Source organism: Rhizobium sp. PAMB 3174, assembly GCF_052908375.1.
Genome location: NZ_CM128608.1, coordinates 1,304,763 through 1,329,969, shown reverse-complemented (window position 1 = coordinate 1,329,969; position 25,207 = coordinate 1,304,763). Strand labels below are relative to the sequence as shown.

Below are 25,207 nucleotides of genomic sequence, written 5' to 3'. Positions count from 1 at the left end.
CGCCGAATGCCGGACTCGCCCCCTTCGTCCAGCGAACACTTCTCATTCCGGGACCGCCGCCACCTTGATCCAAATCAATGTTGGGAGCCGCTTTTCAATCGATACAGGAGCCCTGGGGGAACTGATTTGCATGCATCATCACGACCGGAGGGTGAAAATGATAAACACGGGTGAAGGAAACGAAGGTGGAGCACCGCCTATCGGCAGCCTGCTTTCACCGCAGACGCGGCCTCTGGCCTGGCTTCTGGGCATCCATCGCGAGCAGCTGGCGTTATGCGACCAGCTCGAGGAGATCGCCGATTCCCTGCCGTCGAGCGTCAATCGGCAAAAGTGCATCTACGCGGCAAAGGCGCTTGGGCCGCTGATCAAGGGCGCGCACCACTACGAGGAACATGTCCTGTTTCCGTGGCTCCAGCAATCTTCGCCGGGCGATGATTCCCTTCGGGAGACGGTATCCCGGCTGAAGTTCGAACACTGCGAAGACGAGTGCTTCGCCGAGGAGCTGACAGACGCACTGTTGCGGTTGGGATCAGGCAATCCGGTCAACATCGAGGCGACCGGCTACATGCTGCGCGGCTTCTTCGAAACCATGCGCCGCCACATCGCCTTCGAACGCGAGCATCTGCTGAAGAAATATTCGGCGGACACGCTGGTCTCCCCGCCGCAACGGCCGGACCAGACAGAAAGCCACTGAACACTAAGGCCGGGGGACGAATCTCCGGCCTTTCTAGCGCTTCTTCTTCGGCTTGCTTTTTCTTTTAAGGCCGAGCTTTCCCTTGCCCTGCCAGCGGTCGTGATACCAGAGCCACTGCTCCGGATATTCCCGAACCCAGCTTTCGACCTTGTCGTTCAACATCTGAGCGGTCGCCGTCACGTCGACGGACCCCGCCGCCGTGCGCGGGATCTCCACCTTCTCCTCGATCTCCAGCCGGTAGCGGTTGTCCGGCAGGCGGATGCAGCGCGCCGGATAGACGTCGCAGTTGAACTGACGCACGAGCTTGGCCAGCAGCGGATTGGTCTTCACGTCGCGATCGAAGAACTGGGTTACGAGGCCCTTGCGGAACTTCTGGTCGACCAGCACGCCCACCCCACCGCCGCGATCGAGTTCCGCGGCTAGCGCGAAGGAGGACCCGGCATGCGAGGGCACGAGATTACCCATGCGGGCGGCGCGGAACTGGAAGATCTTGTCCGCCACATAAGGATTGTTCGGCGGGCGAAACAGCACCGAGACGTGCAGGCCATAGGCCGCACTCGCGACCGGCAGCATCTCGAAGCATCCGGTATGGGCGGTAAAGACGATAAAGGGCCGACGGTGTTCCACAAGGTCGAGGAAGATGGGCACGCCGGCGACTTCCACCCTGCCCTCGCCCGGGCGCTCGGGATCGAAATCGAACAGCCGGTCGAGATAGACATATTCGGCGGCCATGCGGGCCATGTGCCCCCAGCTGCCGACGGCAATCGCCTCGATCTCGTCTTCACTCTTCTCCGGAAATGCCGCGGTGAGATTATGGATCATCAACCGGTGGCGCTGCAACTTGGGACCGAACTTGCGGCCGACGGCGTCGGCGAAGTTGATCGCCGCATCGGCCGGAAAGATCTTCAGGATCGTCAGAAACCCGAACAGCGCCTGCGCCGCCGCCCATTGGCGGAAGCGATAGAGCGCGACCGCCCATCGGTAGAGAAGCGATTTCAGGACCTTCATCGGCTCAATCGATCTTCAGGACGATCTTTCCGAATACCTGACGGGTTTCCATCCGCTCCAGCGCCTTGTCGATATCGTCGAACCCGACTTCGGTGTCGATCACGGGATGCACGAGGCCGCGCGCCATCTTCTGCATGGCGTTCGCCATGTTTTCCATCCGGCAGCCGAAGGAACCCAGGAGCTTCAGCTGCTGCTGGAACAGCATCATCAGGTTGATGTCGGTGGAGACACCGGACGTCGAGCCGCAGGTGACCAGACGGCCGCCGCGCTTCAGCGAGAACATCGATCCCGCCCAGGTGTCCTTGCCGACGTGTTCGAAGACGACGTCAACGCCCTTCTTCTTCGTCAGCTTGCGCACCACGCCTTCGAAGCGGTCGGTGCGGTAATTGATGACATGATCGGCGCCAAGTGCCTTGGCGCGCTCGATCTTGTCGTCGGAGCCGACGGTCGTGATCACCGTACAGCCGATCTTCTTGGCAAGCTGGATCGCCGCCGTGCCGATGCCCGAACCGCCCGCATGGATGAGGATCGTCTCACCGGGCTCGAGCTTGGCATTGTCAAACAGCATGTGCTCGACCGTACCGAAGGTCACGGGCGCAAGCGCGGCACCGATTGCGTCGACGCCGGGCGGTGCCGGCACCAGGAGACGGGCCGGAAGGTTGACCTTCTCCTGGGCAAAGCCGTCGAGATGGAAGCCATGCACGCCGCCGACATGTTCGCAGAGATTGTCGCGGCCCTCGCGGCACGGACGGCAGAGGCCACAGGTGCGCGCGCCGTAGATCGAGACCAGCTGCCCAGGCAGGACGTTCGACACGCCCGGCCCGATCGATTCGACCACGCCCGCAGCCTCGGCGCCGATGACGAGCGGCATCTTGCGCTTGGCAAACGCCATGCCGCGCCAGCCCCAGACGTCGATGTGATTGAGTGCGACCGCCTTGACCCTCAGCGTCACCTCGCCGACAGCCGGAGCATCAGGCTCGGGAAGATCGGTGATTTCGAGTTTGCGGTCGTCGACCAGTTGCAATGCACGCATAGACAAATCCCCCGCCACACTGGGCGTGATGTTTTCCGTTCGTTTCGTGGTTGTCCGCTTACGCCGGTTCCAGCGCCATGACAAGGCTGGCATTCTGTCCGCCGAAGCCGAAGGAGTTCGACAGCACGGCGTTGACCTGCGTATCCCGCTTGACGTTGGGAACCACGTCCAGGGCGATCGTCGGATCCGGATTGTTGTAGTTGATGGTCGGCGGCAACGTGCCCGTCAGCATGGACTGGAACGAGAAGACCGCCTCGACCGCACCGGCAGCCGTCAGCGTGTGACCGATCATCGACTTGTTCGACGAGACCGGAATGCCGGCCAGCCGATCGCCGAAGACGGCCAGCATGGCACCGTATTCCATCTTGTCGTTTTCCGGCGTCGACGTGCCATGGGCGTTGATGTAGCCGATCTGCTCTTCGGACAGGCCGGCATCCTCCAGCGCGGCGCGGATCGTCGCGATCGCCGGACCGCCGTCCGGAGACGAGCGAGTGCGGTGGAAATGATCTGCCTTCTCGCCGCAGCCCTTCATGATGCCCAGCACCTTGGCGCCACGGGCAACGGCCGACTCGAGCGATTCCAGCACCAGCGTCGCCGATCCCTCGGCGATGACGAAACCGTCGCGGTCCTTGCTGAACGGCTTGGACGCCTGCTGCGGCGGATCGTTCTGGGTCGAAAGCGCCGACAGAAGCGAGAAGCGGATAACCGCCTCGGCGCTGATCGAGCCGTCGGTGGCAACCGTCAACGCGCGGGTCGCACGGCCCTGGCGGATCGCCTCGACGCCGAGCTGAATGGCGGTAGCGCCGGAGGCGCAGGCCGTCGACAGCGTGACCGGCAGGCCGCGCGTGCCGAACCGGTCGGCAAGCCGTTCGGAGATCGCGCCGAAAAGCGCTGCCTCATGGAAGGCCGGGTCCGGGCGTTCATGCATGGCTGCGAGAAAGCGGGCGTAGACGTCGCCAGCCTCGGTCGGCGGGGCGGAACGGTCGGCCAGTTCGAAGCGGGCGCTCCATTCGGGCTCGATCGGCGGCGCGGCAAGGAACAGCGGCCCGCCGAAATCGCCGGCAAGTCCGGCCTGTGCCAAAGCCTCGACGGTCGTGTCGCGCGCCATGGCGTAGGACCGCTCCACGGCGTTCGGCACGGGAATGTCGATGAAGTCCACCGAACCGCAGATGCGGGTCGACAGCAGGTCGGTCGGGAAGCGGGTGATGGTGTGGATGCCGGACACGCCGGATGTCAGCGCCGTCCAGTTGTCGGCAAGCCCCTGGCCGAGCGATGTGATGACGCCCATGCCGGTGACAGCGACGATCGGCCGGCCGAGATGATCGAGATAAGCGGATTGGCTCATGCTACCGGTCCTTTCAAGCGTTTGCAGACAAGAGGGCGGCACCCTCGCCGCGCGCATGCCCGACGGTGGTGACGACGGCCTTGGTCGCCGGCGCGCTCATCGTGGCTTCATGCTTGGGATCGAACGCCGGCACTGCGGCCTTTTCGTCGATCGCAAGTGCGGCGAGCGCCAACCCGAGCGGGAACTGCACTTCGATGGAATGGCCGAACAGCCCGCCATAGCCGCGCACCGGCACATCGGGAAGCTTGTCACCGAGCACGGCCAACTCTCGCGAAGACAGCGACGGGAAGCCCGTCGCGCCGCTGAAGACGACACCATTCGAGGCGGAAACACCGGATACCGTATCATCGAGCAGACGGCCGAAGCGGGCCTCGAACTTGCCCTCGTCGCGGCTGCCGCGGTCGCCTTCGATGCTGTCGATCGAGGCATAGACATGCGCGCCGCGCGCTTCCGCATGGGCGCGCGATTCCAGAACGAGGAAAGCGCCGACGGAGCCGTAGATCATGCCGCCGTCTTCACCCTTACGCGACCAGAGCGGCGTCCATTCGCCGGCAACGAGGCCGCGGATCGATTCGACCAGCAGCAGCGCGTCGGCACGTTCGGCAACGAATGCGCCGCCGACGAGCGAATGGGTCGACTGTCCGGCCTTGATGCGCGCGAACGCGGTCTCGACGGCGGAAATGCCGGCGCCCTCCTCGCCCATGAAGGTTCGGGACGAACCCGTCACCTTGTGGACGATGGAGATATTGCCGGCGAGAAGATTGGACAGCTGGGCGAGGAACAGCGTCGGACGCAGTTCCGTCGTCAGCTTTTCATTGAGCAGGACTTCGCGGTCGTTGCGCTTCAGCGCCTCGTCGGCAATCAGCGTGTCGACGTTGATGTCGCGCTCGCCGCCGCCGGCCGAAACGATCATGTCCATGGTGCCGCAGGCGTCCGCGTCGTCCTTGAGGCCGGCATCGGCCAGCGCCAGGCCGGCGGCGAAGACGCCGGTGCGCTGCCAGTTTTCCATCTGCCGCTGGTCGCCGCGCTTCGGGATCTGTTCGGACCAGTCGATTTCCGGCAGCGGATGCACCGGATACGGCTTCAGCCGCTCGGCATCGACGACGGGAACAGGCGTATCCTTGGCCGTCAGCACCGCGACATGCGGCGCCTTGCCGACGCCGAGGCTGGTGACGATACCGACACCGGTGATGACGACATCATTGTCCGCTTTAGTCATGCATTATCCTCTTCAAGCGCGTGCGGCTTCGATCGCCTTCATGAGCCCCACCTCTTCGGCACGCTTGCGCACGATGCCGGCAAGCGGCACCTCGTCGAAGGGCATGGTTCTGAGCTTCAGCTGCGCATCGCAGACCTTCTTGCCCGAGGCGGTGATCTTGGCTTTCGTCACCGCGAACCCGGAACCGTCATGCTCCAGAAACGCCTCGATGTCGAGCACCGTCTCCGGTTCGACGAAGGTGCGCATCTTGGCGCCGTCGACCGACATCAGGAAGGGCATGGCGGCGAAATTGGAATGGGCGAGCACAAGAAAGCCCGAAGCCTGGGCCATGGTCTCGATCAGGAGCACGCCCGGTACGAGCGGCATTCCGGGAAAATGTCCCTCGAATACGGGGCTCTTTGCGGGTACCACCGAGCGGACCTTGATCCGCGCCTCACCCTCGCGAAGGCTGAGCGCCTCCACCTCATCGATCATCTGGAAGTATTCCAGCAGCATTCACGCCTCCGGCATCACAATTACCAAAAACCCCGAAAAGTACATATCCGACTTTTCGAGGCCCCGGTTTTACTTGCATTACAGGCTGGTTGTCGCCCTGTCAGCCCTTGGCTGCGCGCAACTCGTCGATCTTCGCACAGAGGTTCTTCAGAACGAAGTACTCTTCCGTGGAAACCTTGCCTTCGTTGACTTCCTGCGTCCACTGCTCGAGCGGAATCTTGATACCGAATTCCTTGTCGATGGCGAAGACGATATCAAGGAAGTCGAGACTGTCGATCCCCAGATCGTCAATCGTGTGGCTTTCCGGAGTGATGGTCTCGCGATCGATTTCGCTCGTTTCGGCGATAATGTCAGCGACCTTGTCGAATGTAGCAGTCACGCCCATACCTCTTGATCATTATAGATTCTGCCCCCTCATAGGGAAATATGGCGGGATTGCCAATGCTTTCTGCCGGCTTGCCGGAAATTTGCTGAGGCAGTGTTGCTCCGACGCAAGGTTGCCCGTCCGCCCTCAGACGGCAAGCGAGTGCCTGCCCTTGCCATTGGCGAGATAGGCATCGAACACGGCTGCCACGCTGCGGGCGAATGGCCGGCCGTCATCCGTCAGCAAAAAGGCGTCGCCGTCGAGCCGGCAGACCTCCGGCAGATCGCGCGCCGCCCCCTTCGCCTCGGCAATCACGGTCTCGGCGATTCTCGGATAGAGCGATCGCAGTTCGGCGAAGGAAAAGCCGAAGTCGCACATCAGCCGCTCGATGACCCGTGCCCGCATCCGGTCGCCATCGGTCAGCGCAATTCCGCGGACGGCGGCAAGACCAGTCTCGTCGACCATACGCTGATATTCGGCTGTCGCATGCATGTTCTGGACATAGCCCTGCGGCATCTGGCCGATCGAAGACGCACCAAGCCCGATCAGCGCGCTCGCCGGATCATCGGTATAGCCCTGGAAATTGCGCCGCAGTCCGCCATTGCGCTCGGCAACGGCCAGGCTGTCGTCGGGCCTGGCGAAGTGGTCGATGCCGATCGGCTGATAGCCGGCCTGGACCAGCATGCGCGCCGCCTCCTGCATCTGCCGGAACCGCTCGGCCGTGTCCGGCAGCGCCGCTTCGGGGATCATCTTCTGATGCTTCTTCATCCACGGCACATGCGCGTAGCCGAACAGCGCGATCCGGTCCGGGCTGAGGCTGACGATGTCGGCGATTGTCTCCCGCAAAGTCTCCAGGGTCTGGTACGGCAGGCCATAGAGAACGTCGCAGTTGACCGAACGAACGCCCCTCGCCCGGACAGCCTCGACAACGGCCTTCGTCTGCTCGAAGGTCTGGATCCGGTTGATCGTTTCCTGCACCCTGGGGTTGAAGTCCTGAACACCGAGGCTTGCCCGCGTCATGCCGATCGCGGCCAGCGCGTCGTAGCGCGACTCATCCAGATCGTTCGGATCCATCTCGACGCTGATCTCGACCTCGTCGGAGAAGGTGAACGCCGCTCGCAGATCCGCCATCAGCGCCGTGATGTCCTCCGGAAGCAGCATGGTCGGGGAGCCGCCGCCGAAGTGCACGGCGGTCACGATCGCCTTCTTCGACACTTCCCGGCCGACTTCGGCGATCTCGCGCTTCAGCGAATGGAGATAGGCGCGGATCGGCTCGTACTTCAATGTATGCTTCGTATGGCAGGCGCAGAACCAGCAAAGCCGGTCGCAATAGGGAATATGCAGGTAAAGCGACAGCGTCTCACCACCGCCGAGCGCCCGAAGCCACTGGCGGTAGACATTACTGCCGATACCTTCATGGAAATGTGGCGCCGTTGGGTAGCTGGTATAGCGCGGTACGGCGCCGGAAAATTTTTGAAGCAGAATCTGGCTCACAATTGCGACACTCGTTCCCGTGTAAAGACAGGAACAGTAGATAGGCGATTGCTCTGACGGTGCGATTGATATCGATCAATTCCATAGTCTGAATCAGAATCTCGGGTGCCGAACATACCCATCCCTAGATTTGACCATGGTCAAAAAACCATAGGGGATTACGATAGTGCTGGTTTTGCTAATACAACCGGACTAAGGAAGGCGAGGATGATGATGGGTTCTGCAATGGTCATGCGTGAACGGGAAGACATTCACAACTCTGCAATTCCGGTTGTTTGCCGCGCCTGCGAGGCGCGCCATGGCGGTCTCTGCGGTGTTCTTTCGCCCGAGCAGCTGCAGGAATTGAACAGGCATTCGAGCCGCAAGGCCATCGAGGCCGGGCGGGAGATCATCGCCCAGGGCGAGGAAATCACCTCCTACTCGAACATCCTGAAGGGCGTGGTCAAGCTGTCGAAGATGATGGCAGACGGCCGCCAGCAGATCGTCGGGCTGCAGTTTGCGCCGGACTTCATGGGCCGCCCGTTCCTGGAGGAAAGCGCACTCACCGCCGAATCGGCCACCGAGACGGAAATCTGTACCTTCCCGAAGGCGGTCATCGACCGCATGCTGAACGGTACGCCGAAGATGGAGCATCGCCTCCACACGCAGTCGCTGAAGGAACTGGACGAGGCCCGCGAATGGATGCTCACCCTCGGCCGCAAGAGCGCGCATGAGAAGGTTGCGAGCTTCCTCTACCTGATCGCCACGCATATCGATCCGGAGCACGGCAAGCAGAACGCCTTCGAACTGCCGCTGTCACGCGCCGATATCGCCGATTTCCTCGGCCTGACCATCGAAACCGTCAGCCGCCAGATGACCAAGCTGCGGAAGGACGGCATCATCAATATCGAGAACAACCGCCATGTCACGGTGCCCCGCCTCGATCGCCTGGCCTGGGCGGCCGGCAACGACTGACGGCGAAGAGCAGAAGCTGCTACAGACGAAAAAGCCGCGGCCCGATGCCGCGGCTTTTCCATTTGCGCCGGTGCGCGACTGTCAGCGCTGAATGACGATGCGCGTATTGCCGAGGCCGTTGGCCTGGGTCAGCGAATAAAGGACTGCGGCATTCTGCGGATGCAGGCGCACACAGCCGTGCGATGCCGGCGTGCCGAGCCGGCGGATGTCGGTGGTGCCGTGGACCGCATAGCCGCCGTTGAAGAAGATCGAAAACGGCATCGGCGCATTGTTGTACTTGCGCGACCGGTGGTTCTTGGAAAGCCACTTGGCCGAATACGATCCGGTCGGCGTGCGATAACCGCTGCGCGCAGTCGACACCTTCCAGCGATACATGGTCCGGCCGTCCTGGATGACGGTCATCGTCTGGGTGGACAGATTGATCTTTGCAATGAGGTTCGCCGCACTGGCGTCGATCGTGAAAAACTGCGCGCATAAAAGCGTCGCCGCAGCAGCAAGAAGTTTACGCATGAAAGCCCCCTCGGCCTGTTATCGGAATATCCGGTTATCCGCACGGTCACGCACGAATGGACCGTATATCCCGCCCAGCATCAAGAAATGATGAAGACCGCCCCAGCAGCCCCGCCAAACTTTGAAATATCATAAGCTAAAAGTAAAGACGATCAGGACAATTACTGCCAAGGCACAACAGGCGAGGAAGTACATCCGCAATGCCGTCTCGATATCCTTGGCCGATGCATGGGTTCTTCCGGCACCGTTCAGCATCGGCTCCATGACGACTTCGCCATGATAGCGACGCGGTCCGGCAAGCTGCAGATCGAGCGCCCCCGCCATGGCCGCCTCCGGCCAACCGGAATTCGGCGAACGGTGCAGATTGTTGTCACGCAGGGCCACACGGACAGTGTTGACGGCCGCATCCCGGCCCTTCGCCACCAGCGCGCCGAGTGCTATCAGCAAGACGGAGAGGCGTGCGGCCGGCCAGTTGGCGAGATCGTCGGCACGCGCGGCGGCAAAGCCGAAATCGCGGTAGCGCTCCGTCTTGTGGCCGATCATCGAATCCGCCGTGTTCAGCATCTTGTAGGCAAACAGTCCCGGCAGCCCGCCGATCGCAAACCAGAGCGCCGGCGCCACGGTTCCATCGGAAAAGTTCTCCGCCAGGCTCTCGATCGCCGCGCGGCAGATGCCCGGCTCATCGAGCGAATTCGGATCGCGCCCGACGATCATCGCGACCGCCCGCCGCCCGCCTTCAAGCCCACCGGTCCGCAATCCGTCGGCAACGGCGCGGACGTGATCCGACAGGCTCTTCTGCGCCAGGAAGACCGACGCGACAACGGCTTCGAGAACGAGACCGATACAGCCAAGACGGAGGAAAAAGGCATGCAGCAGGATGCCGACGAGGCAAGCGCCGAGCAGGAGGATCGCCAGTGCGACGAAGCCATTCTGCCGGCGCGTCTCTGCGGAAAGCCGTTCACCATTCAACGCTTTTTCAAGGCTGGAGATCGCCTTGCCAAACCAGACGACCGGATGCGGATAGCGCCGCCACAGCCGATCGGGGTCGCCGACGATGAGGTCGATGACAAGCGCCAGGAGAAGCGTCAGGAAATGCGTGCCCATCACTTGCCCCGGAAATCCGCCAGCGCTGCGGCGAGACGCTGGTCGCCGGCCGCGTCCGGAGCAAGCCCGATCCGGAGCCAGGTGTCGCGGTAGTCGAAGCGTCGCACGAGGATATGGTCTTGCGCCAGATGCCGCCAAAGCGCCTGCGCATCTGCCGTCTCGACAAGGGAAAAGAGCGGCGTGCCGCCGACCGGCAAAAGACGGGCGTCGGTCAGAACCGCGTCGAGCGCCGCCTTGCGTTCGAAAATTCTGTTCCGCACCGTGTCCGTATCCCGCTTGAAGAGATTTGCGGCAATCGCCAGCGCCGGCCCGGACACGGCCCAGGGACCGAGCCAATCCCCCAACCTGTCAAGCAGATCGTCCCATGCAATCACGAAACCGAGCCGCAGCCCGGCAAGCCCGAAGAACTTGCCGAAGGAGCGCAGCACGACGAGACCCGGCATCGCCGCGACCTGCCCCGCAAGGCTCAATTCCGGCAGGACGTCGCCGAAGGCTTCGTCGACGATCAGCAGCCCGCCTTCCGCGTGCAGCCGGTCATGAAGTCCGACGAGTTCGTCGCGGCCCCAGGTCCGGCCATCCGGATTGTTCGGATTGACGACCACAGCCGCTGCATAGCTCCCGCCGATCTCGCCGACGGTGCCGACAGTATCGACGGCAAAGCCGTTGGCGGCGAAGACCCGCGCATATTCCCCGAAGGTCGGCGACACGATGGCGACGCGACCCTCGCCTCCGGCAAGACGCGGCAGCAACTGAATGACGGCTTGCGTACCGGGTGTGGGAAGCGGCAGGATGGACCCGCTTCCGTAATAGACCGATGCCGCCTCACGGGCCGAATCGTACAGATCGCTGTCGGGCAGCCGGTGCCAGACGTCCGAAGGAAGCGCGGACGTCGCGCAAGGGTTGGGGTTGATCCCGGTCGAAAGGTCCAGCCAGTCGGCCGGGCTGCCGCCGAACTGCCGCGCTGCCGCCGCAAGCCCACCGCCATGGACAATGCCGCCCGTCACCGGCTTTCTCCCGCAAGATCGATCAGATGGATGTAGGACCCGCAGACATTGCCGCGCACCAGCCCTGCCTCGCCGAGATCCGCACCGAGTGCGTCGCTGACGCGAAAAAGCCGCCCGGCATCGCCTTCGCTGACCACGGTCGAATAATGAAACTCATGCGCCGTCATCGGCCGATCGAAGGGCGCACCAGCGAGCGGAGTAGCGCGCCGATATCCTAGATGCCGTTTACGCTCGGCAAAGCTGGTAACCAGCGGTAAGAGGCCGAGCATGGCATGCCGGCTGCCGGCCGCGTCGATCAGCCCCTCGCCAAGCACCATGTAGCCGCCGCACTCGCCATAGATCCCTGCGCCGCGCGCCGCAGTCGCCAGCATGCCCTGCCGGAACACGGAGGCCGATGTGAGCGTGCTTGCATGTAACTCCGGATACCCGCCCGGCAGATAGACGGCATCCGCCTCCGCTGAAGGCGCTTCGTCGGCGAGCGGCGAGAAGAAACGAATTTCCGCCCCGGCATCGCGCCAGCCCGCCAGCATGTGTTCGTAGGAGAAGGCAAAGGCCATGTCGCGGGCTACCGCAATGATCTGGCCGAGAGGAGCAAGAGGCTCTGCCGCGACGGCGGTCGTCGAATTCGGTCCGGCGGTTGCTAGACCGTCGAGCGCCTCGAAATCGAAAGCGGATTCCACCGCGTCCGCCGCACGCTCGATGAACGCCTCAAGCCCGGCATGTTCGCCGGCCTGCACCAGTCCCAGGTGCCGTTCGGGCAGCGCCAGGCCGGCATCCTGCCGAATGACGGCGAGGATAGGCAGGCCGCTGGCGCTCAGCGCGTCCCTCAGCATCGCCTCGTGCCGGTCGCTTCCAACCCGGTTGAGGATCAGCCCGGCGACATGGATATCGCCGCGATGGGACGAAAACCCGCGCACCAGCGCCGCCACCGAATGGGACATCCTGGCGCAATCGACGACCAGCAGCACCGGGAGGCCGAGGAGTGCCGCCAGATCGGCGGGCGAGCCGCTGCCGTCGGCCGCCCCGTCGTAAAGCCCCATCATCGCCTCGACGACGAGAAGTGCGCCACCCGCACGCAGCCGCGCGGCCTGAGCGCGAAGCAACGCGGGGCGCATCGCCCAGGGGTCGAAATTGAAGCAGGCCTCGCTGCAGGCAGCCGCATGGAAGGCCGGATCAATATAGTCCGGTCCCGCTTTTCCCGGCTTCACCGCCACGCCCCGTCGCCTCAAGGCGCGGAGTAGTCCGAGCGTCACCGTCGTCTTGCCGGCGCCGGAAGACGGGGCGGCAATCAGGAAACCGCTCATTCGGCGGCCTTTCGCGGCAATACGGGCTCGAACCAGGACAGCGATGGCCGGAGCTTCACCACGTCGCCGACGACCACGATCGCCGGCGGCTCAAGTCCAGCGGCGACAAGATCCGCAGCCGCCCGTCCAAGCGTCGTCACCAGCACATGCTGGTCATCGGTGGCCGCATTGCAGACGAAGGCCACCGCCTCGTCGGCTCGGCGCCCCGCCCGCATCAGCTTCTCGGCGATGTGCCCCATGTGCTTCATCGCCATATACATGACGATGACCGGCGAGCCACGGCCGATTGCCTCCCAGTCGATCTGGTCTGGCACGACACCGGACGAATCGTGGCCGGTCAGGAAGGTAACGGCATGATTGACCTCGCGGTGCGTGACCGGAATGCCGGCATAGGCAAGGCCGCCGATCCCGGCCGTGATACCGGGAACGATTCGGAACGGTACCTTGTGGGCAAGAAGCGTCAGGGCCTCTTCGCCGCCCCGGCCGAACACGAAGGGATCGCCGCCCTTCAGCCGCAGCACGCGCTTGCCCTCCTTGGCGAGTTCGACGAGCCGCAGCGAGATATCGGCCTGCTTGGCCGAAGGCTTGCCGCCACGCTTGCCGGCATATTCCAGGATGGCGTCGGCGCGGGCGAGTTTCAGGCAGCTTTCATTGACCAGCGCATCATAGACGATCGCATCCGCCTCCCCGAGCGCCTTCGCCGCCAGAAGCGTCAAAAGCCCCGGATCGCCAGGCCCTGCCCCGGCCAACCACACATGCCCCGGCTCCATCGATGCAAGCCCGGAAAGAAGAATGTCGTTCATCATTCAAGCTCTATGAAGAACCAGGCAAAAATGCAATCTGGCTCGCTCCCATCTTCATCTTTCTCTCCGCCCAAGCCTCGCCTATAAACATGACATGACCAGCGAACCCGACCTAACCGCGTCCCCCGAGGAACCTGCGCGCGACCCCAAGCCAGAAGGCGAGCTTCGGCGTGGTTGGACGACGGGGGCCTGTGCCACTGCGGCCAGCAAGGCGGCACTTCTGGCCCTGATCACCGGCGACTTTCCCGATCCGGTCGCAATCCGCCTGCCGAAGGGCGAAGAACCCGCGTTTCCGCTCGCCTTCGAGAGCCTCGGTGACGGCTACGCTGTCACCGGCATCGTCAAGGATGCCGGTGACGATCCGGACGTCACCCATGGCGCAACGATAATCGCCATGGTCCGTCCGCTCCCGCCCGGAAGCGGTATCCGCTTTGCCGCCGGCGACGGTGTCGGCACGGTGACCAAACCCGGTCTGCCGATCGGCGTCGGTGAGCCGGCGATCAATCCCGTGCCGAGGAAGATGATGACGGAGATGGCGGAGGAAGTCTGCGCCGAATTCGGGCTGCCCGCCGATCTCCTCATCACCATCTCCGTTCCCGGCGGCGAGGAGATCGCGGAAAAGACCTGGAACCCGCGGCTCGGCATTCTGGGCGGCCTCTCCATTCTCGGCACCACCGGCATCGTTCATCCGTTTTCCTGTTCGGCCTGGATCCACTCGATCCACCGCGGCATTGATGTCGCCCGCGCCGAAGGACTGACCCATGTGCTTGGCGCGACCGGATCGACGTCGGAGAAGGCCGCGCAGGAGCTCTACGGACTGCCGGACGGCGCGCTCCTCGACATGGGCGATTTCGCCGGCGGCCTGCTGAAATATCTGCGCCAGCACCCTGTGCAGCGCCTGACGATCGCCGGCGGCTTCGCCAAGATGACCAAGCTCGCCCAGGGGGCGCTCGACCTCCATTCCGGCCGCAGCCAGGTGGACATGGGCTTTTTCGAATCGCTGATGGAAGGCGACGAGTTGAATCAATCTCTGAAGGACCGGATTCAATCTGCCAACACCGCGCTCGAAGTCCTTGAAGCGACTCAGGGAACCGGCATCGACCTCCCGGCTTGCATAGCCGAGAAAGCGCTTCAAACGGCGCGCGAAACGCTGCGCGACGCGCCCGTCTCGGTCGACATCGTGATTACGGACAGGCAGGGAAAGATTATCGCCCGTGCCGGATAAAATCCTCATTCTCGGCGGCACGCGGGAAGCAGCCGCTTTGGCCGAGACGCTATCGATGACCGCGGACGTGATCACCTCGCTTGCCGGACGGACCAGAGAGCCCGCCCCGCTCGCCGGCCAGGTGCGCAGCGGCGGTTTCGGCGGCGCCGAGGGTCTGGCCCGTTACCTCTCTGAAAACGCCATCACCAGGGTCATCGACGCCACGCATCCGTTTGCGACGAGAATGTCGGCCAATGCGGTGGAGGCCTGCCGGCTCGCCGGCGTGCCACTGGAGGTCCTCACCCGTCCGCAATGGCAAAAGCGGCCGGGCGACAACTGGACAGAGGTCACCTCCGTCGAGGAGGCAGCGGCCGCACTGCCCGGCGCCGCACGCGCCTTTCTGGCGCTCGGCCGGCAGCATATAGCCCCCTTCGCAGCCCGCACCGACTGCCACTTCATCATCCGCATGGTCGACCCGCCGGAAACGCCTCTCGCCTTCACCCGGCACGACCTCGTGCTTGGCAAGCCTTCGAACACCCCTGAAGACGAAAAAAGGCTGATGCAGCATCACCGCATCAGCCATGTTGTTGCCCGCAATTCCGGCGGCGACGGCGCCTATGCCAAGATCATCGCAGCAAGGGAACTCGGATTGCCGGTGATCATGATTGCCCGCGACTGAACGTCAACCGCCGACAAGTGTCGTCTTGATGAGGTCGAGCACGCGGTCCTGCTGGATGTCGATGCAGGCCTTCTGGCTCGGATGGCCGTCCCATTCGCTGGGGCCGAAGGACTGGCCGTCCGGCTTCTGGATCGTCTGGCCGTCGGCAACCGAGCCGCAGACGACCCGGATCGGGCCCGAACGCGTCTTGAAGAACTCAGGAGCGACGACGTAGACGCAGGCGCAGCCGTCGTGGACCGCCATCGTGTCCTTGACCCAGTGCTTGTAGAAGTCGATGTAGAACTGCGAAATGTCGGACAAGAGCTTCACGTCCTTGCCGCCCTTCTCCACCATCTCCGCCAGATCGGCGCGCGACATCAGCGTCTTCATCGTGACGTCGAGACCGACGACCACGACCGGCCATTCGGCGGTCAGGATGAAATCTGCGGCTTCCGGGTCGCCGTGGATATTGGCCTCGCCGGCCGGCGTGATGTTGCCGTTGACGTCGAAGGCGCCACCCATGATCACCACCTGCTTGACGAGCTTGGCGATCTCCGGCTCGCTCATCAGCGCATTGGCAAGGTTCGTCATGCGACCAACGGCGACCAGCGTCACTTCGCCTGGATGCGCCTTGACCGTATCGATGATGAACTGGTGCGCCGGGCGCGGATCCGGCTCTAGGTCGATCTCGGCCGGTACGCCGATATTGCCGAGCCCGTCATCGCCATGGATGTGATAGGGAAAATCGCCACTGCTCTTGCGGTCGGGATTGAAGGTCCGGTCAGCGCCCCTGGCGACAGGGCAGTCGATCCCCCATTCGCGCTTGAGGAACAGCGCATTGCGCGTCGTCGTCTCGATCGAGGCATTGCCGAAGACGGTGGTGACACCGACGAGATCAATCTCGGGATGGCGATGCAGGAACAGCAGGGCCATGGCATCGTCGACGCCCGGATCCGTATCGAAAATCACCTTGTGCATGGCGGATAATCCTTATCTCTTTTCTTGTTGTTGAAGGCGAGGATTAGCCACGGCGCTCGAAAAAATTCAAGTGACATCGACCGGTGTGCGAAACCGGTGTTGCGGCGCGCCTAGAAGTCCGATTCCGCGAATTCCGCCAGCAGCCGCGGAAAGTCCTCCCGCTCGGGAAACTTCTCGAAGCTGTGTTTTGCCCGCGTCTCGGCCCATGCGAGCTTCTCGCAGGTGTAGGATTCGATGAAGGGACGGTACGACTGGCAATTATCGAGCATCGTCGAACGAATATTGATGAACGGCCCCATACCTTCCCAACGGGTATAGACCCAGCTCATGCAACTCGGGCAGAAGGAATGCTTGAGGTCGCCGCGAAGCCCGCCGAGAACAGGCTCGCCGCTCAACAGTTCGAAGCCTTCCTCCGGATAAAGGGAACTCAGGGAGAAGGCGCTTGCCGTCATCCGCTGGCAGCCTGTGCAGTGGCAGGCCATCGTGATCATCGGCCGGCCATGCACCTTGAACCGCAAGGCCCCGCAGCGGCAACCACCTTCATGCACAGCATCCGACTCACTCATGGCAATCTCCCTGTTGTTCGGACGCACACTATCCCGTCAGCTCTGGCTTTCAACCTTGGCGGGCTTTTTCTTGCCGCGGTTGCGCAGCACGTGGCTGAAGTCGGAATTATAGAGGTCGCTATCGCGGAATTCGGCCTCGCCGAACACCTTGCCGACCATGATCAGCGCCGTGCGGGTGATCTTCGCCTTGCGCACCTCTTCGGCCATGTCTTTGAGCGTCGTGCGGATGAAGAGCTCGTCCGGCCAGGTGGAGCGGTAAGCGACAATGACCGGGCAGTCCTCGCCGTAATAAGGCGTCAGCGTGTCGCGGATATGCGGCAGGTTGCGGATCGACAGGTGGATGGCGAGCGTTGCGCGCGATTTGCCGAGGATCTCCAGCGTCTCGAATTCCGGCATCGACGACGCCTTCATCTCGGTGCGGGTGATGATCACCGTCTGGGCGATCTCCGGCAGCGTCAGCTCTGTCTTGAGCCGTGCCGCCGTCGCCGCGAATGCCGGCACGCCCGGCACAACGTCATAGTCAATGCCGAGTGCATCGAGCCGGCGCATCTGCTCGGCAATTGCGCCGTAGATCGACGGATCGCCGGAATGGACGCGCGCCACGTCCTCGCCGCGCTCATGGGCCGCCTTCATCTCCTCGACGATCTCGTCGAGATGCATCGGCGCCGTATCGCGCACCAGCGCGCCGTCCGGCGCGGCCTTGACGATTTCCTCGGGCACCAGCGAGCCGGCATAGAGGCAGACCGGGCAGCGCTCGATCAGCTTCAGCCCGCGCACGGTGATGAGGTCCGGCGCGCCGGGGCCCGCTCCGATGAAATAAACGGTCATTCCGCTGCATCCTTGTTCGTTGTCATCCCAGTGCCGGCCTTTCCGGAATAGCCGCGCGGCGTGTAGACCCAGGTCCTGCCCTCGCCGGTCTTCACCGTCCGGCTTTCAGAGGAGCCGACGACGACGACCGTCAGCATGTCGACCTCGTCGACGTCGAGACCGCCGAGCGGCACGACCCGCACGCGTTCGCCTTCGCGGCCGAGATTGGTGGCGAGGATCACCGGTGTGTCGTCCGGTCGGTATTTCAACAGTTCGTCGCGGGCATAGGCGAGCTGCGTGCGCCGCTTCATCGACACGGGATTGTAGAAGGCGATGACGAAGTCGCCCTCGCCGGCGGCCTTCACGCGGCGCTGGATATGCTCCCACGGCGTCAGCAGGTCGGAGAGCGAGATCGTGCAGAAGTCATGGCCGAGCGGCGCGCCGATGCGTGCGGCGGCGGCCTGCAGGGCAGAGATCCCAGGCGAAACCTGAATGCCGATCCGGGAGGCCGCATCCGAAATGCCGCCCTTGTCCAGAAGCTCGAACACCAGCGTCGCCATGGCATAGATGCCGGCATCGCCCGAGCAGACCAGCGCGACCGACTTGCCCTGACCGGCAAGCTCCATCGCATGCACGACGCGCGCCTCTTCCTTGCCGAGATCGAAATCATGGCGCACCTTGCCATCAGCCAGCGGTCCGAGCAGGTCGAGATAGAGCGAATAGCCGACGAGATCGGTCGAGGCCGAGACCATGGCCGAGACCTCCGGCGAACGCCACTGATCGGCGCCGGGGCCGATGCCGACCACATACAGCATGCCACGGGCCCTGCCCCTCGCCGAAACATCAACGATCGTCGCAGCACGGGCGACCGCCGCCGTCGCGCCCTTCGACTTGATCTTTGCGACCGCCAGTTCGGCATTGTCACCGGCCATCGCCAATGCCGCACCCTCGGCGACGCCGTGGCAGCCAACCTCGGCGAAAACGACGTCCGACGGGGTTTTCAGCCGCGGCGTTTCCGCTTCCAGCGTTGCTGCATCGAAGAAGCGCGCCGGCACGCCGAAATGCGCAGCCACCGCATGGATAGCGGCCTCGTCGGCTTTCAGGTCGAGCGAGGCGACGCAGGCGAGGCTTTCCCGCGCGAAACCGCCCTTCGCCAAGGCCTCTTCCGCCAGCGTGATCGCTTCCGCAGCATCGCAGCCACGTTCGCAACCCATGCCGAGCACCAATGTTGCGGGGTGGTAGACGAGTTCGAGCGGGGCGGCGTGATGTGCCTGATCGGTGACGGTCAAGGTGACGCTACCGTCGTCTGCCAAGGGGATGCGGGAGGATTGGAGCCAGGAGGCTGGCGCACCAATCTCCCCCCTTGGGGGGGAGATCGAAAGCCTCAGTCGCGCGCTCGCACCCGCCACCAGTTCCGCCATCACAGCCTTGGCATTCTCCGCATTGCCCAGCCTCAAGCCAGCCGGCGGCTGGTCGAGCGCGATGCCGAAGCGTAGGTCGCCGGCCGTCGTGATTGCAGCATGGCTGTCGAGAGCGCCGGCGATCTGCCGTGCCAGGTCGTTCGCGCCATGATGGCCGCCGAGAAGCGGCACGACGGACGTGCCGTCTTCAGCGACAGCGATCACCGGCGGTTCGCTCGTCTTGTCGGCAAGCGCCGGCGCCAGAAGGCGGATCAGCGCGCCAGACGCCATGACTGCGACGATCGGCCGGCCGGCGCGAAACAGCCCCTGCACATGCGCTTTCGTGTCATCGAACGGCACCGCCACGCCCGTGCAGCGCGGCCGCAGGCCATGCAGCTCGCCGCCCGCAATTGGGGCAAGGCGCTCCGCGAGCTCCTTCGCCGCGTCGGACAGGATGAGGACAGCCGGTCTTGTATCATTCACCATCGGAATTTTCCTTGGCACCGGGCAGGTCCAGATTAGAAATCCAGCCCTCCTGCCCCTTGTAGATCAGGATGATCGAGAAGTATGGCGCACTCGCCGCATCCACGGCTTCGAGCGGCAGGATGCGCTGCTCGGCGAGGCTGATGCGTTCGAGATAGCCGGCCTTGCCGACCAGATTCATTTTCTGAAGAAGAGTGCGTATGCGGTTGAAATGGCGGCCGACCTTGATGATCGCCACGGCATCGGCGCTCTCGATCCGGGCTGCCATCTCGTCGTCAGGCAAGGGCCCGGGAACGACCAACAGCACGTCGTTGCGCGCCGCCAGAGGCCGGCCGAGAGCGGCGGCGCCGGCCATGATGGAGGAAACGCCCGGCACGATCTCCGTCTCGAAGCGCGCGGACAGCCGCTCGAAGACATACATGAAGGAACCGTAGAAGAAGGGATCGCCCTCGCACAGGACGGCGACATCGCTGCCGGCGAAGAGATGATGGGCAAGTTCCTCGCAGGCCTTGTCGTAGATTTCCTGCGCCGGATAGCGCTCGACCCGCATCGGCATCACCATAGGAATTTCCAACTGGTCGGCCCGGATCCAGTGCGCGGCGATCTGCCGGGCGAAGCTCGGACCGGTATCGGGCGCCGGATAGGCAATCACCGGCACGCTCGTCAGGATCCGATGCGCCTTCAGCGTCAGGAGTTCAGGATCGCCGGGACCAAGCCCGAGGCCGTAGAGTTTACCGGTCATGACGTTCTCCCGAGAAAATCCCCCTCTGGCCTGCCGGCCATATCCCCCACAAGGGAGGAGAAAGCGCGCGGCTAGCCCCTCCCCCTTGTGGGGAGGGGTTGGGGAGGGGCAAGTTGCAGAGATTGCTCATGCCGACCACGCCTTCTCCACCGCCCAGATCGTCACCGGCATCAGCGGCTTCCAGCCGGAAAAGCGACCGACGGGCTCGGCGCGGGCGACGGAGAGCCGCACCATCTCGCCGCCAAGCTGGGCATGCAGCGACGTGAGCGCCATTTCGCCCTCCAGCGTCACCGCATTGGCAACCAGACGCCCGCCAGGCCTCAGCGCCTCCCAGCAGGCTTCGAACACGCCCTCGGCCGTCATTCCGCCACCGATGAAGATCGCATCCGGGGTCTTGAGCTCGGCCAGCACATCCGGCGCGCTGCCTTCGACAACGGTGATGCCGGGAACGCCGAGATTGGCGGCATTCTGGGTGATCATGGCGCAGCGATCGGCATTCGCCTCGACGGCGACGGCGCGCCCCCCGGCCCGCATCCATTCGATCGAGATGGAGCCGCAGCCAGCTCCGACATCCCAGAGGAGCGCGCGCTGGTAGGGCTTGAGATAGGCCATGGTGACCGCCCTCACCTCACGCTTCGTCAGCTGCCCGTCATGGACGAAAGCGGAATCCTCGATGCCGCCGGTCAGCGCGTGGAACGGCGCCTCGCGTACACAGTGGATGCCGATCGTGTTGAAGTCGGCGAATTCTTCCTGGCTGTCGAGCACCTCCTCCACCGTGAAGCGCCGCACCCGCTCGCCAGTGCCGCCCATATGTTCCAGCACATGGATGAACGAGCCGCCGAAGCCCTGGGCCTGCATGATCGTCGCGACATTGCGGATCGTCTCGCTGTCGGAGGTCAGCGCCAGAACGCGCGCCGCCGGCTGCAGGTAGCGGGAAATGGCCTCCACCGGCCGGCCGTGCAGCGAGATCTGGTCGACGTCCTGCAGTGCCCAGCCGAGCCGCGCGGCTGCCAGCGAGAAAGCCGAGGGAGACGGAATGATCCGCATCTCCTCCGGCGGAAAGTTCCGCCTGAGCGTCGCGCCGATGCCGAAATGCATGGGGTCGCCCGTCGCAAGGATGGTGACGGGGTGACCGCGCAGGTCGATAATCTTGTCGAGCACGGTCTTGTAGCCCTCCGCCCAGGACAGGATCGCCTTTGGCGGAAGACCTTCCAGGATCGCGTCGAGCCGTTCGGCGACGACGATCGTCTCGGCTTCCCAGACCAGCGACAGCGCCTCGGGCGTCAGGCTGGAAAGCCCATTGTCGCCCATGCCGATAATGGTCAGCCAGGGGCCGTCTTCGATCTCAGCCATTGCCGCCAAGCCCTCCGGCAAGCGCGTTGACCGCAGCCGAGGCCATGGCGGAACCGCCACGCCGGCCGCGCACCGCGATGTAAGGCACGCCGAACCCGCCGTCGATCAGCGCATCCTTGGATTCCGCCGCGCCGACGAAGCCGACCGGAAACCCGAGGATCAGCGCCGGCTTCGGCGCGCCGTCGCGGATCAGTTCCAGCAGACGGAACAAGGCAGTCGGCGCATTGCCGATGGCGACCACCGAGCCCTCCAGGCCCGGTTTCCAGAGATCGAGCTGGGCAGCCGACCGCGTCGTCCGGTTCCAAGCGGCGAGCGGCTTCACCCGCATGTCGTTCAATAGGCAGACAACCTCGTTTTCGGCCGGCAGCAGCTTGCGGATGATGCCGCGATCAACCATCTCCGCATCGCAGAAGATCTGCGCGCCTGCCTTCAACGCCGCGTCGCCGGCTTCCGCAGCACCATCGGAAAAGGCGATGTCGGCGGCGAGATCGACCATGCCGCAGGCATGAATCAATCTGACAGCAAGTTTCTCCATGCCATTGGAAAACCGCGAGAGATCGGCCTCCGCCCGGATCGTCTCGAACGACCGGCGGTAGATCTCGTCGGGATCGCGGATGTAGTCGAGTTCGGCCAAGGTCATAGCGCACTCCCCTCTGCCCTGCCGGGCATCTCCCCCACAAGGGGGGAGATAGAATGGTGACGACCCTTGCTCTTCATAAAACACAAACTTTCTGCCCGGATGCCACAACCGATATACGATGCCTCAGTGGAGGCTCGGTATCTCGTCTTGCCGATCTCCCCCCGTGTGGGGGAGATGTCGCCAAAGGCGACAGAGGGGGGTATCCGCATAAACACCGGCATCAGGGCTTCTTCATGGACTTCGGCCCGAGCGGATGATCCGCATGCGGATATGGCGCATGGTGATGGTCATGACTATGCCCGTGATCATGGCCATGATGGTGGTGATCATGTGCGTGGTCATGCCCGTGGTCATGATGATGATCATGGTCGTGCGCATGATGTCCGTGGGCAGATTTCTTCGGGCTCTCCGCGGAAAGGATGGCGTCGATGTCGTCTCCGACCGCCGCCGTTTCGAGACCCGCATAGCGGCCGCCGAGCGTGATCGAAACGGTGTAGTCGAATGCCGGCGCCAGATCGTTCGGCTCGGCATGCGAATGGACCGGCGTCCAGGGCAAACCGTGCTTCTTGCAGAATTCCTCGTCGCGGCAGGAGGCGTCGCAATCGCCGCCGCAGGGACAGTCTTCCAGACCGCCGCCGATCCCTTCCACGTGATGGTGATGGCTTTCCTGCGGCTGGCCGATATCGGCCTCGAAGCCAAGCACCTGTTCGCGGTACTTGCACATCTGGCAGTTCATCACCGCCGCACCTTCGAGAATTTCGCCGACACGGTCCTGGAAGGCGTCCAGCACCAATGGATGGTCGTTGAGATAACCGGCCTTGACGAACTGGATGTCCGGATACTTCGCCGCCACCTCGTCGGTGTAGCTGTAGATGCGCTTGACCAGCACGCCGGTGAACAGGAAATACGGGAAGACGATGATGCGCTTGCAGCCGAGCTTGGCGGCGTGCGTCAGGCCCGGCTCGACCAGCGGAAAAGTGACGCCGGAATAGCAGGTCTCGCCCCAGCCGAAGCCCATCCCTTCCCAGAGCATGCGCATGACCTTCGTCGCATTCGAATTGGCGTCGGGATCGGAGGAACCGCGTCCGACCACCATCAGCAGCGTCCCGTGCTTGTCGACGACGCCGTGCTCGGCATTGGCGGCGTCGACGGCTTCCTGGATGCGGTCGCCGGCGGCCCGGATCATCTTCAGGTCAATGCCGAGTTCGCGCCCATAATTGATGACGAAGCCGGGATGGCGCGCCTGATAGGTGTTCAGCACCGACGGAATGTCGTTCTTGGCGTGGCCGGCGGCAAACAGCATGCCGGGCACCGCCAGCACGCGGGTCACACCCTTCTCGCGCAGCTTGTCGAGCCCTTCGGCGATCACCGGATTGCAGAATTCGAGATAGCCGTACTCGACCGGCAGGTCGGGATTGCGGGCACGTAGGCCCTCGGCGATGACGGCGAATTCACGCGCCGCGTTCTGATTGCGGCTGCCATGTCCGCACACCATGATTCCGAGTTTTTCCGCCATATCCGGCCTCCCTGCTTCGTTTTCATTGCCTGTACGAAGCGCCGGCACCACCCTGTGGGCGGGACCAAGGCCAATTCGGACAGCTCCGGAATTGGCCCCCTGCTTGGGTCAGCCGCACCGGACACGCTCAGCCTCTTGAGAGAGGCGCCGTCGCACATGGCCCGATGCTTAGCCGAAGCAGCATATGGGGTCAAACCAGAATGCGACGCTCAGATGAAAAGCTGCGGCGTTTCAAGGAAATGCAAATTGCGGCCCGCCCGCAGAGATGATTAAAGGCAATTCGTATCGCGCGTTCCTCCAATTCGAGTCCTCTCTTGCACGACCTAGCGCCGCATCTGATCGCCTTCCTGTTTGTCGCCGCCTTTGCTGCCGGCTTCATCGATTCGATCGCCGGCGGCGGTGGGCTCGTGACCATTCCGGCCATGCTGATCGCCGGAATCCCGCCACTCGAAACGCTCGGCACCAACAAGCTGCAGGGACTGTTCGGCTCGGGCTCGGCAACCATCGCCTATGCCGCCAAGGGACATGTGCATCTGCGTGCGCAATTGCCGATGGCGCTGCTCTCCTTCCTCGGATCAGCGGTCGGTGCCGCGCTCGCGACCATTATTCCGGCCGATATCCTCAAGGGCGGCCTGCCCTTCCTGCTGATCGCCATCGCGCTCTACTTCGGTCTGAAGCCCAATGTCGGAGACATCGACCGCCACCAGCGCATGCGTCCCTTCCTCTTCGGCCTGACGCTGGTGCCGGCGATCGGCTTCTATGACGGCCTGTTCGGCCCCGGCACCGGCTCCTTCTTCATGCTCGCCTTCGTGTCGCTACTCGGCTTCGGGATGCTGAAGGCGACCGCCCACACCAAGCTTCTGAACTTCGGCTCGAACCTCGGCGCTTTCGCCGTCTTCGCCGTAAACGGCGTGATCATGTGGAAGCTTGGCCTGCTTTTGGGTCTGGCGCAGTTCCTCGGCGCACAGGCCGGCTCGCGCCTCGCCATGAGGAACGGCGCGAAGGTCATCAAGCCGCTTCTGGTGACCACCTGCCTCATTCTCGCGATCAAGCTGATCAGCGACCCCGCCAATCCGGTCAGGGCGTGGCTCGGCCTCTAGAAGACCGCCAGCACGACCGCTCCGACAGCGATCAACGCTACGCCGAACCAATGGAGGAGGCTCAGCTTCTCGCCAAGGAAAACGACGCCGAAAACAGCGACCAGCACGATCGACAGCTTGTCGATCGGCGCGACGCGGGAGGCCTCGCCAAGCTTCAACGCCCGGAAATAGGCAAGCCATGAGGCTCCGGTCGCAAGACCGGAAAGCGTCAAGAAGACCCAGGTCTTCTGCGGAATGGACGACAGCGGCTGCCATTGCCCAGTGGCAAACACAATGCCGGCGGTGACACACAGAATGATGCAGGTGCGGATGAAGGTCGCCAGATCCGAATTGATCGCCGAGATGCCGACCTTGGCGAAGATTGCCGTCAGCGCCGCAAAGACGGCCGAGACCAGAGCCCAGACCTGCCAGCTGCCAGCCATCGCCACG

Annotated in this window: 26 protein-coding genes; 5 read left to right on the top strand and 21 right to left on the bottom strand. The window is 63.6% G+C overall.

The window, feature by feature from the left end; genetic code table 11:
• Window positions 1-157 precede the first annotated feature (157 nt).
• On the top strand, window positions 158-694 hold the full coding sequence (locus tag ACU5AY_RS06335) for a hemerythrin domain-containing protein (protein WP_446823883.1): 537 nt from the start codon (window positions 158-160) through the stop codon (window positions 692-694).
• Window positions 695-727: 33 nt separating this feature from the next.
• Here the strand turns inward: ACU5AY_RS06335 and ACU5AY_RS06330 are convergent, their stop codons facing one another.
• From ACU5AY_RS06330 to hemN, 7 genes are all read right to left on the bottom strand, one after another.
• Window positions 728-1,702, bottom strand: a complete 975-nt coding sequence (locus ACU5AY_RS06330) for a lipid A biosynthesis lauroyl acyltransferase (protein ID WP_446828429.1) — start codon at window positions 1,700-1,702, stop codon at window positions 728-730.
• Window positions 1,703-1,706: 4 nt separating this feature from the next.
• The gene (locus ACU5AY_RS06325; RefSeq protein WP_446823881.1) at window positions 1,707-2,735 is read right to left on the bottom strand and encodes a zinc-binding dehydrogenase; all 1,029 of its coding nucleotides are present in this window, start codon (window positions 2,733-2,735) and stop codon (window positions 1,707-1,709) included.
• 58 nt (window positions 2,736-2,793) lie between these two features.
• Window positions 2,794-4,080, bottom strand: coding sequence for a beta-ketoacyl-ACP synthase (locus ACU5AY_RS06320; protein WP_446823880.1), 1,287 nt, complete (start codon window positions 4,078-4,080; stop codon window positions 2,794-2,796).
• A 13-nt stretch (window positions 4,081-4,093) separates the two neighbouring features.
• Window positions 4,094-5,299 carry a beta-ketoacyl-ACP synthase gene (locus tag ACU5AY_RS06315; protein ID WP_446828428.1) on the bottom strand — a complete coding sequence of 402 codons (1,206 nt, stop codon included), beginning with the start codon at window positions 5,297-5,299 and terminating at the stop codon, window positions 4,094-4,096.
• Window positions 5,300-5,311: 12 nt separating this feature from the next.
• Complete coding sequence (locus ACU5AY_RS06310; protein ID WP_446823878.1) at window positions 5,312-5,794, bottom strand: beta-hydroxyacyl-ACP dehydratase; 483 nt, start codon at window positions 5,792-5,794, stop codon at window positions 5,312-5,314.
• Between the two features lie 100 nt (window positions 5,795-5,894).
• Entirely contained in the window at window positions 5,895-6,179 is a 285-nt protein-coding gene (locus ACU5AY_RS06305; RefSeq protein ID WP_003495848.1) for an acyl carrier protein, read from the bottom strand.
• 126 nt (window positions 6,180-6,305) lie between these two features.
• Window positions 6,306-7,652: an oxygen-independent coproporphyrinogen III oxidase gene (gene hemN / locus ACU5AY_RS06300; RefSeq protein WP_446828427.1), complete on the bottom strand. Its 1,347-nt coding sequence runs from the start codon at window positions 7,650-7,652 to the stop codon at window positions 6,306-6,308.
• A 231-nt stretch (window positions 7,653-7,883) separates the two neighbouring features.
• Between hemN and ACU5AY_RS06295 the strand changes: the two genes are divergently transcribed.
• Window positions 7,884-8,606 carry a Crp/Fnr family transcriptional regulator gene (locus ACU5AY_RS06295; protein ID WP_446826058.1) on the top strand — a complete coding sequence of 241 codons (723 nt, stop codon included), beginning with the start codon at window positions 7,884-7,886 and terminating at the stop codon, window positions 8,604-8,606.
• A gap of 81 nt (window positions 8,607-8,687) precedes the next feature.
• Here ACU5AY_RS06295 and ACU5AY_RS06290 read toward each other — a convergent pair whose 3' ends face one another.
• From ACU5AY_RS06290 to cobA, 5 genes are all read right to left on the bottom strand, one after another.
• Window positions 8,688-9,116 (bottom strand): L,D-transpeptidase, encoded by a 429-nt coding sequence (locus tag ACU5AY_RS06290; RefSeq protein ID WP_446823876.1) that lies wholly within the window; start codon window positions 9,114-9,116, stop codon window positions 8,688-8,690.
• A 129-nt stretch (window positions 9,117-9,245) separates the two neighbouring features.
• Entirely contained in the window at window positions 9,246-10,220 is a 975-nt protein-coding gene (gene cbiB, locus ACU5AY_RS06285) for an adenosylcobinamide-phosphate synthase CbiB (protein ID WP_446828426.1), read from the bottom strand.
• Complete coding sequence (gene cobD, locus ACU5AY_RS06280) at window positions 10,220-11,224, bottom strand: threonine-phosphate decarboxylase CobD (RefSeq protein WP_446828425.1); 1,005 nt, start codon at window positions 11,222-11,224, stop codon at window positions 10,220-10,222. The genes cbiB and cobD overlap by 1 nt, the downstream gene beginning before the upstream one ends.
• Window positions 11,221-12,528, bottom strand: a complete 1,308-nt coding sequence (locus ACU5AY_RS06275; protein WP_446828424.1) for a cobyrinate a,c-diamide synthase — start codon at window positions 12,526-12,528, stop codon at window positions 11,221-11,223. The genes cobD and ACU5AY_RS06275 overlap by 4 nt, the downstream gene beginning before the upstream one ends.
• Window positions 12,525-13,331, bottom strand: a complete 807-nt coding sequence (gene cobA, locus ACU5AY_RS06270) for a uroporphyrinogen-III C-methyltransferase (protein WP_446828423.1) — start codon at window positions 13,329-13,331, stop codon at window positions 12,525-12,527. The genes ACU5AY_RS06275 and cobA overlap by 4 nt, the downstream gene beginning before the upstream one ends.
• A gap of 94 nt (window positions 13,332-13,425) precedes the next feature.
• Between cobA and ACU5AY_RS06265 the strand changes: the two genes are divergently transcribed.
• Together ACU5AY_RS06265 and ACU5AY_RS06260 are read left to right on the top strand one after the other, a co-directional pair.
• Entirely contained in the window at window positions 13,426-14,556 is a 1,131-nt protein-coding gene (locus ACU5AY_RS06265; protein ID WP_446828422.1) for a cobalt-precorrin-5B (C(1))-methyltransferase, read from the top strand.
• Entirely contained in the window at window positions 14,546-15,214 is a 669-nt protein-coding gene (locus tag ACU5AY_RS06260) for a cobalt-precorrin-6A reductase (RefSeq protein WP_446828421.1), read from the top strand. The genes ACU5AY_RS06265 and ACU5AY_RS06260 overlap by 11 nt, the downstream gene beginning before the upstream one ends.
• 3 nt (window positions 15,215-15,217) lie before the next feature.
• On the opposite strand, the gene ACU5AY_RS06255 is transcribed toward ACU5AY_RS06260, so the two are convergent.
• The 8 genes from ACU5AY_RS06255 to ACU5AY_RS06220 all read right to left on the bottom strand — a co-directional run bounded on the left by ACU5AY_RS06255 (window position 15,218) and on the right by ACU5AY_RS06220 (window position 23,678).
• On the bottom strand, window positions 15,218-16,171 hold the full coding sequence (locus ACU5AY_RS06255; RefSeq protein ID WP_446828420.1) for a nucleoside hydrolase: 954 nt from the start codon (window positions 16,169-16,171) through the stop codon (window positions 15,218-15,220).
• Window positions 16,172-16,281: 110 nt separating this feature from the next.
• A complete protein-coding gene (locus ACU5AY_RS06250) occupies window positions 16,282-16,737 on the bottom strand; it encodes a GFA family protein (RefSeq protein WP_446828419.1) in 456 nt (151 codons plus the stop codon).
• 36 nt (window positions 16,738-16,773) lie between these two features.
• Window positions 16,774-17,565, bottom strand: a complete 792-nt coding sequence (cobM, locus tag ACU5AY_RS06245) for a precorrin-4 C(11)-methyltransferase (RefSeq protein WP_446828418.1) — start codon at window positions 17,563-17,565, stop codon at window positions 16,774-16,776.
• Window positions 17,562-19,430: a precorrin-3B C(17)-methyltransferase gene (gene cobJ / locus ACU5AY_RS06240; protein ID WP_446828417.1), complete on the bottom strand. Its 1,869-nt coding sequence runs from the start codon at window positions 19,428-19,430 to the stop codon at window positions 17,562-17,564. Before cobJ ends, cobM begins: the two co-directional genes overlap by 4 nt.
• Window positions 19,420-20,169, bottom strand: a complete 750-nt coding sequence (cobI, locus tag ACU5AY_RS06235) for a precorrin-2 C(20)-methyltransferase (protein ID WP_446828416.1) — start codon at window positions 20,167-20,169, stop codon at window positions 19,420-19,422. Before cobI ends, cobJ begins: the two co-directional genes overlap by 11 nt.
• A gap of 126 nt (window positions 20,170-20,295) precedes the next feature.
• Window positions 20,296-21,522, bottom strand: a complete 1,227-nt coding sequence (cbiE, locus tag ACU5AY_RS06230) for a precorrin-6y C5,15-methyltransferase (decarboxylating) subunit CbiE (protein ID WP_446828415.1) — start codon at window positions 21,520-21,522, stop codon at window positions 20,296-20,298.
• The gene (locus ACU5AY_RS06225; protein WP_446828414.1) at window positions 21,515-22,162 is read right to left on the bottom strand and encodes a precorrin-8X methylmutase; all 648 of its coding nucleotides are present in this window, start codon (window positions 22,160-22,162) and stop codon (window positions 21,515-21,517) included. Before ACU5AY_RS06225 ends, cbiE begins: the two co-directional genes overlap by 8 nt.
• 220 nt (window positions 22,163-22,382) lie before the next feature.
• Window positions 22,383-23,678 (bottom strand): sirohydrochlorin chelatase, encoded by a 1,296-nt coding sequence (locus ACU5AY_RS06220; RefSeq protein WP_446828413.1) that lies wholly within the window; start codon window positions 23,676-23,678, stop codon window positions 22,383-22,385.
• 314 nt (window positions 23,679-23,992) lie between these two features.
• Here ACU5AY_RS06220 and ACU5AY_RS06215 point away from each other — a divergent pair, with 314 nt between their 5' ends.
• Window positions 23,993-24,778: a TSUP family transporter gene (locus ACU5AY_RS06215; RefSeq protein WP_446828412.1), complete on the top strand. Its 786-nt coding sequence runs from the start codon at window positions 23,993-23,995 to the stop codon at window positions 24,776-24,778.
• On the opposite strand, the gene ACU5AY_RS06210 is transcribed toward ACU5AY_RS06215, so the two are convergent.
• Window positions 24,775-25,200, bottom strand: coding sequence for an EamA family transporter (locus ACU5AY_RS06210; RefSeq protein ID WP_446828411.1), 426 nt, complete (start codon window positions 25,198-25,200; stop codon window positions 24,775-24,777). The two genes, ACU5AY_RS06215 and ACU5AY_RS06210, sit on opposite strands and share 4 nt — an antisense overlap.
• Window positions 25,201-25,207 lie beyond the last annotated feature (7 nt).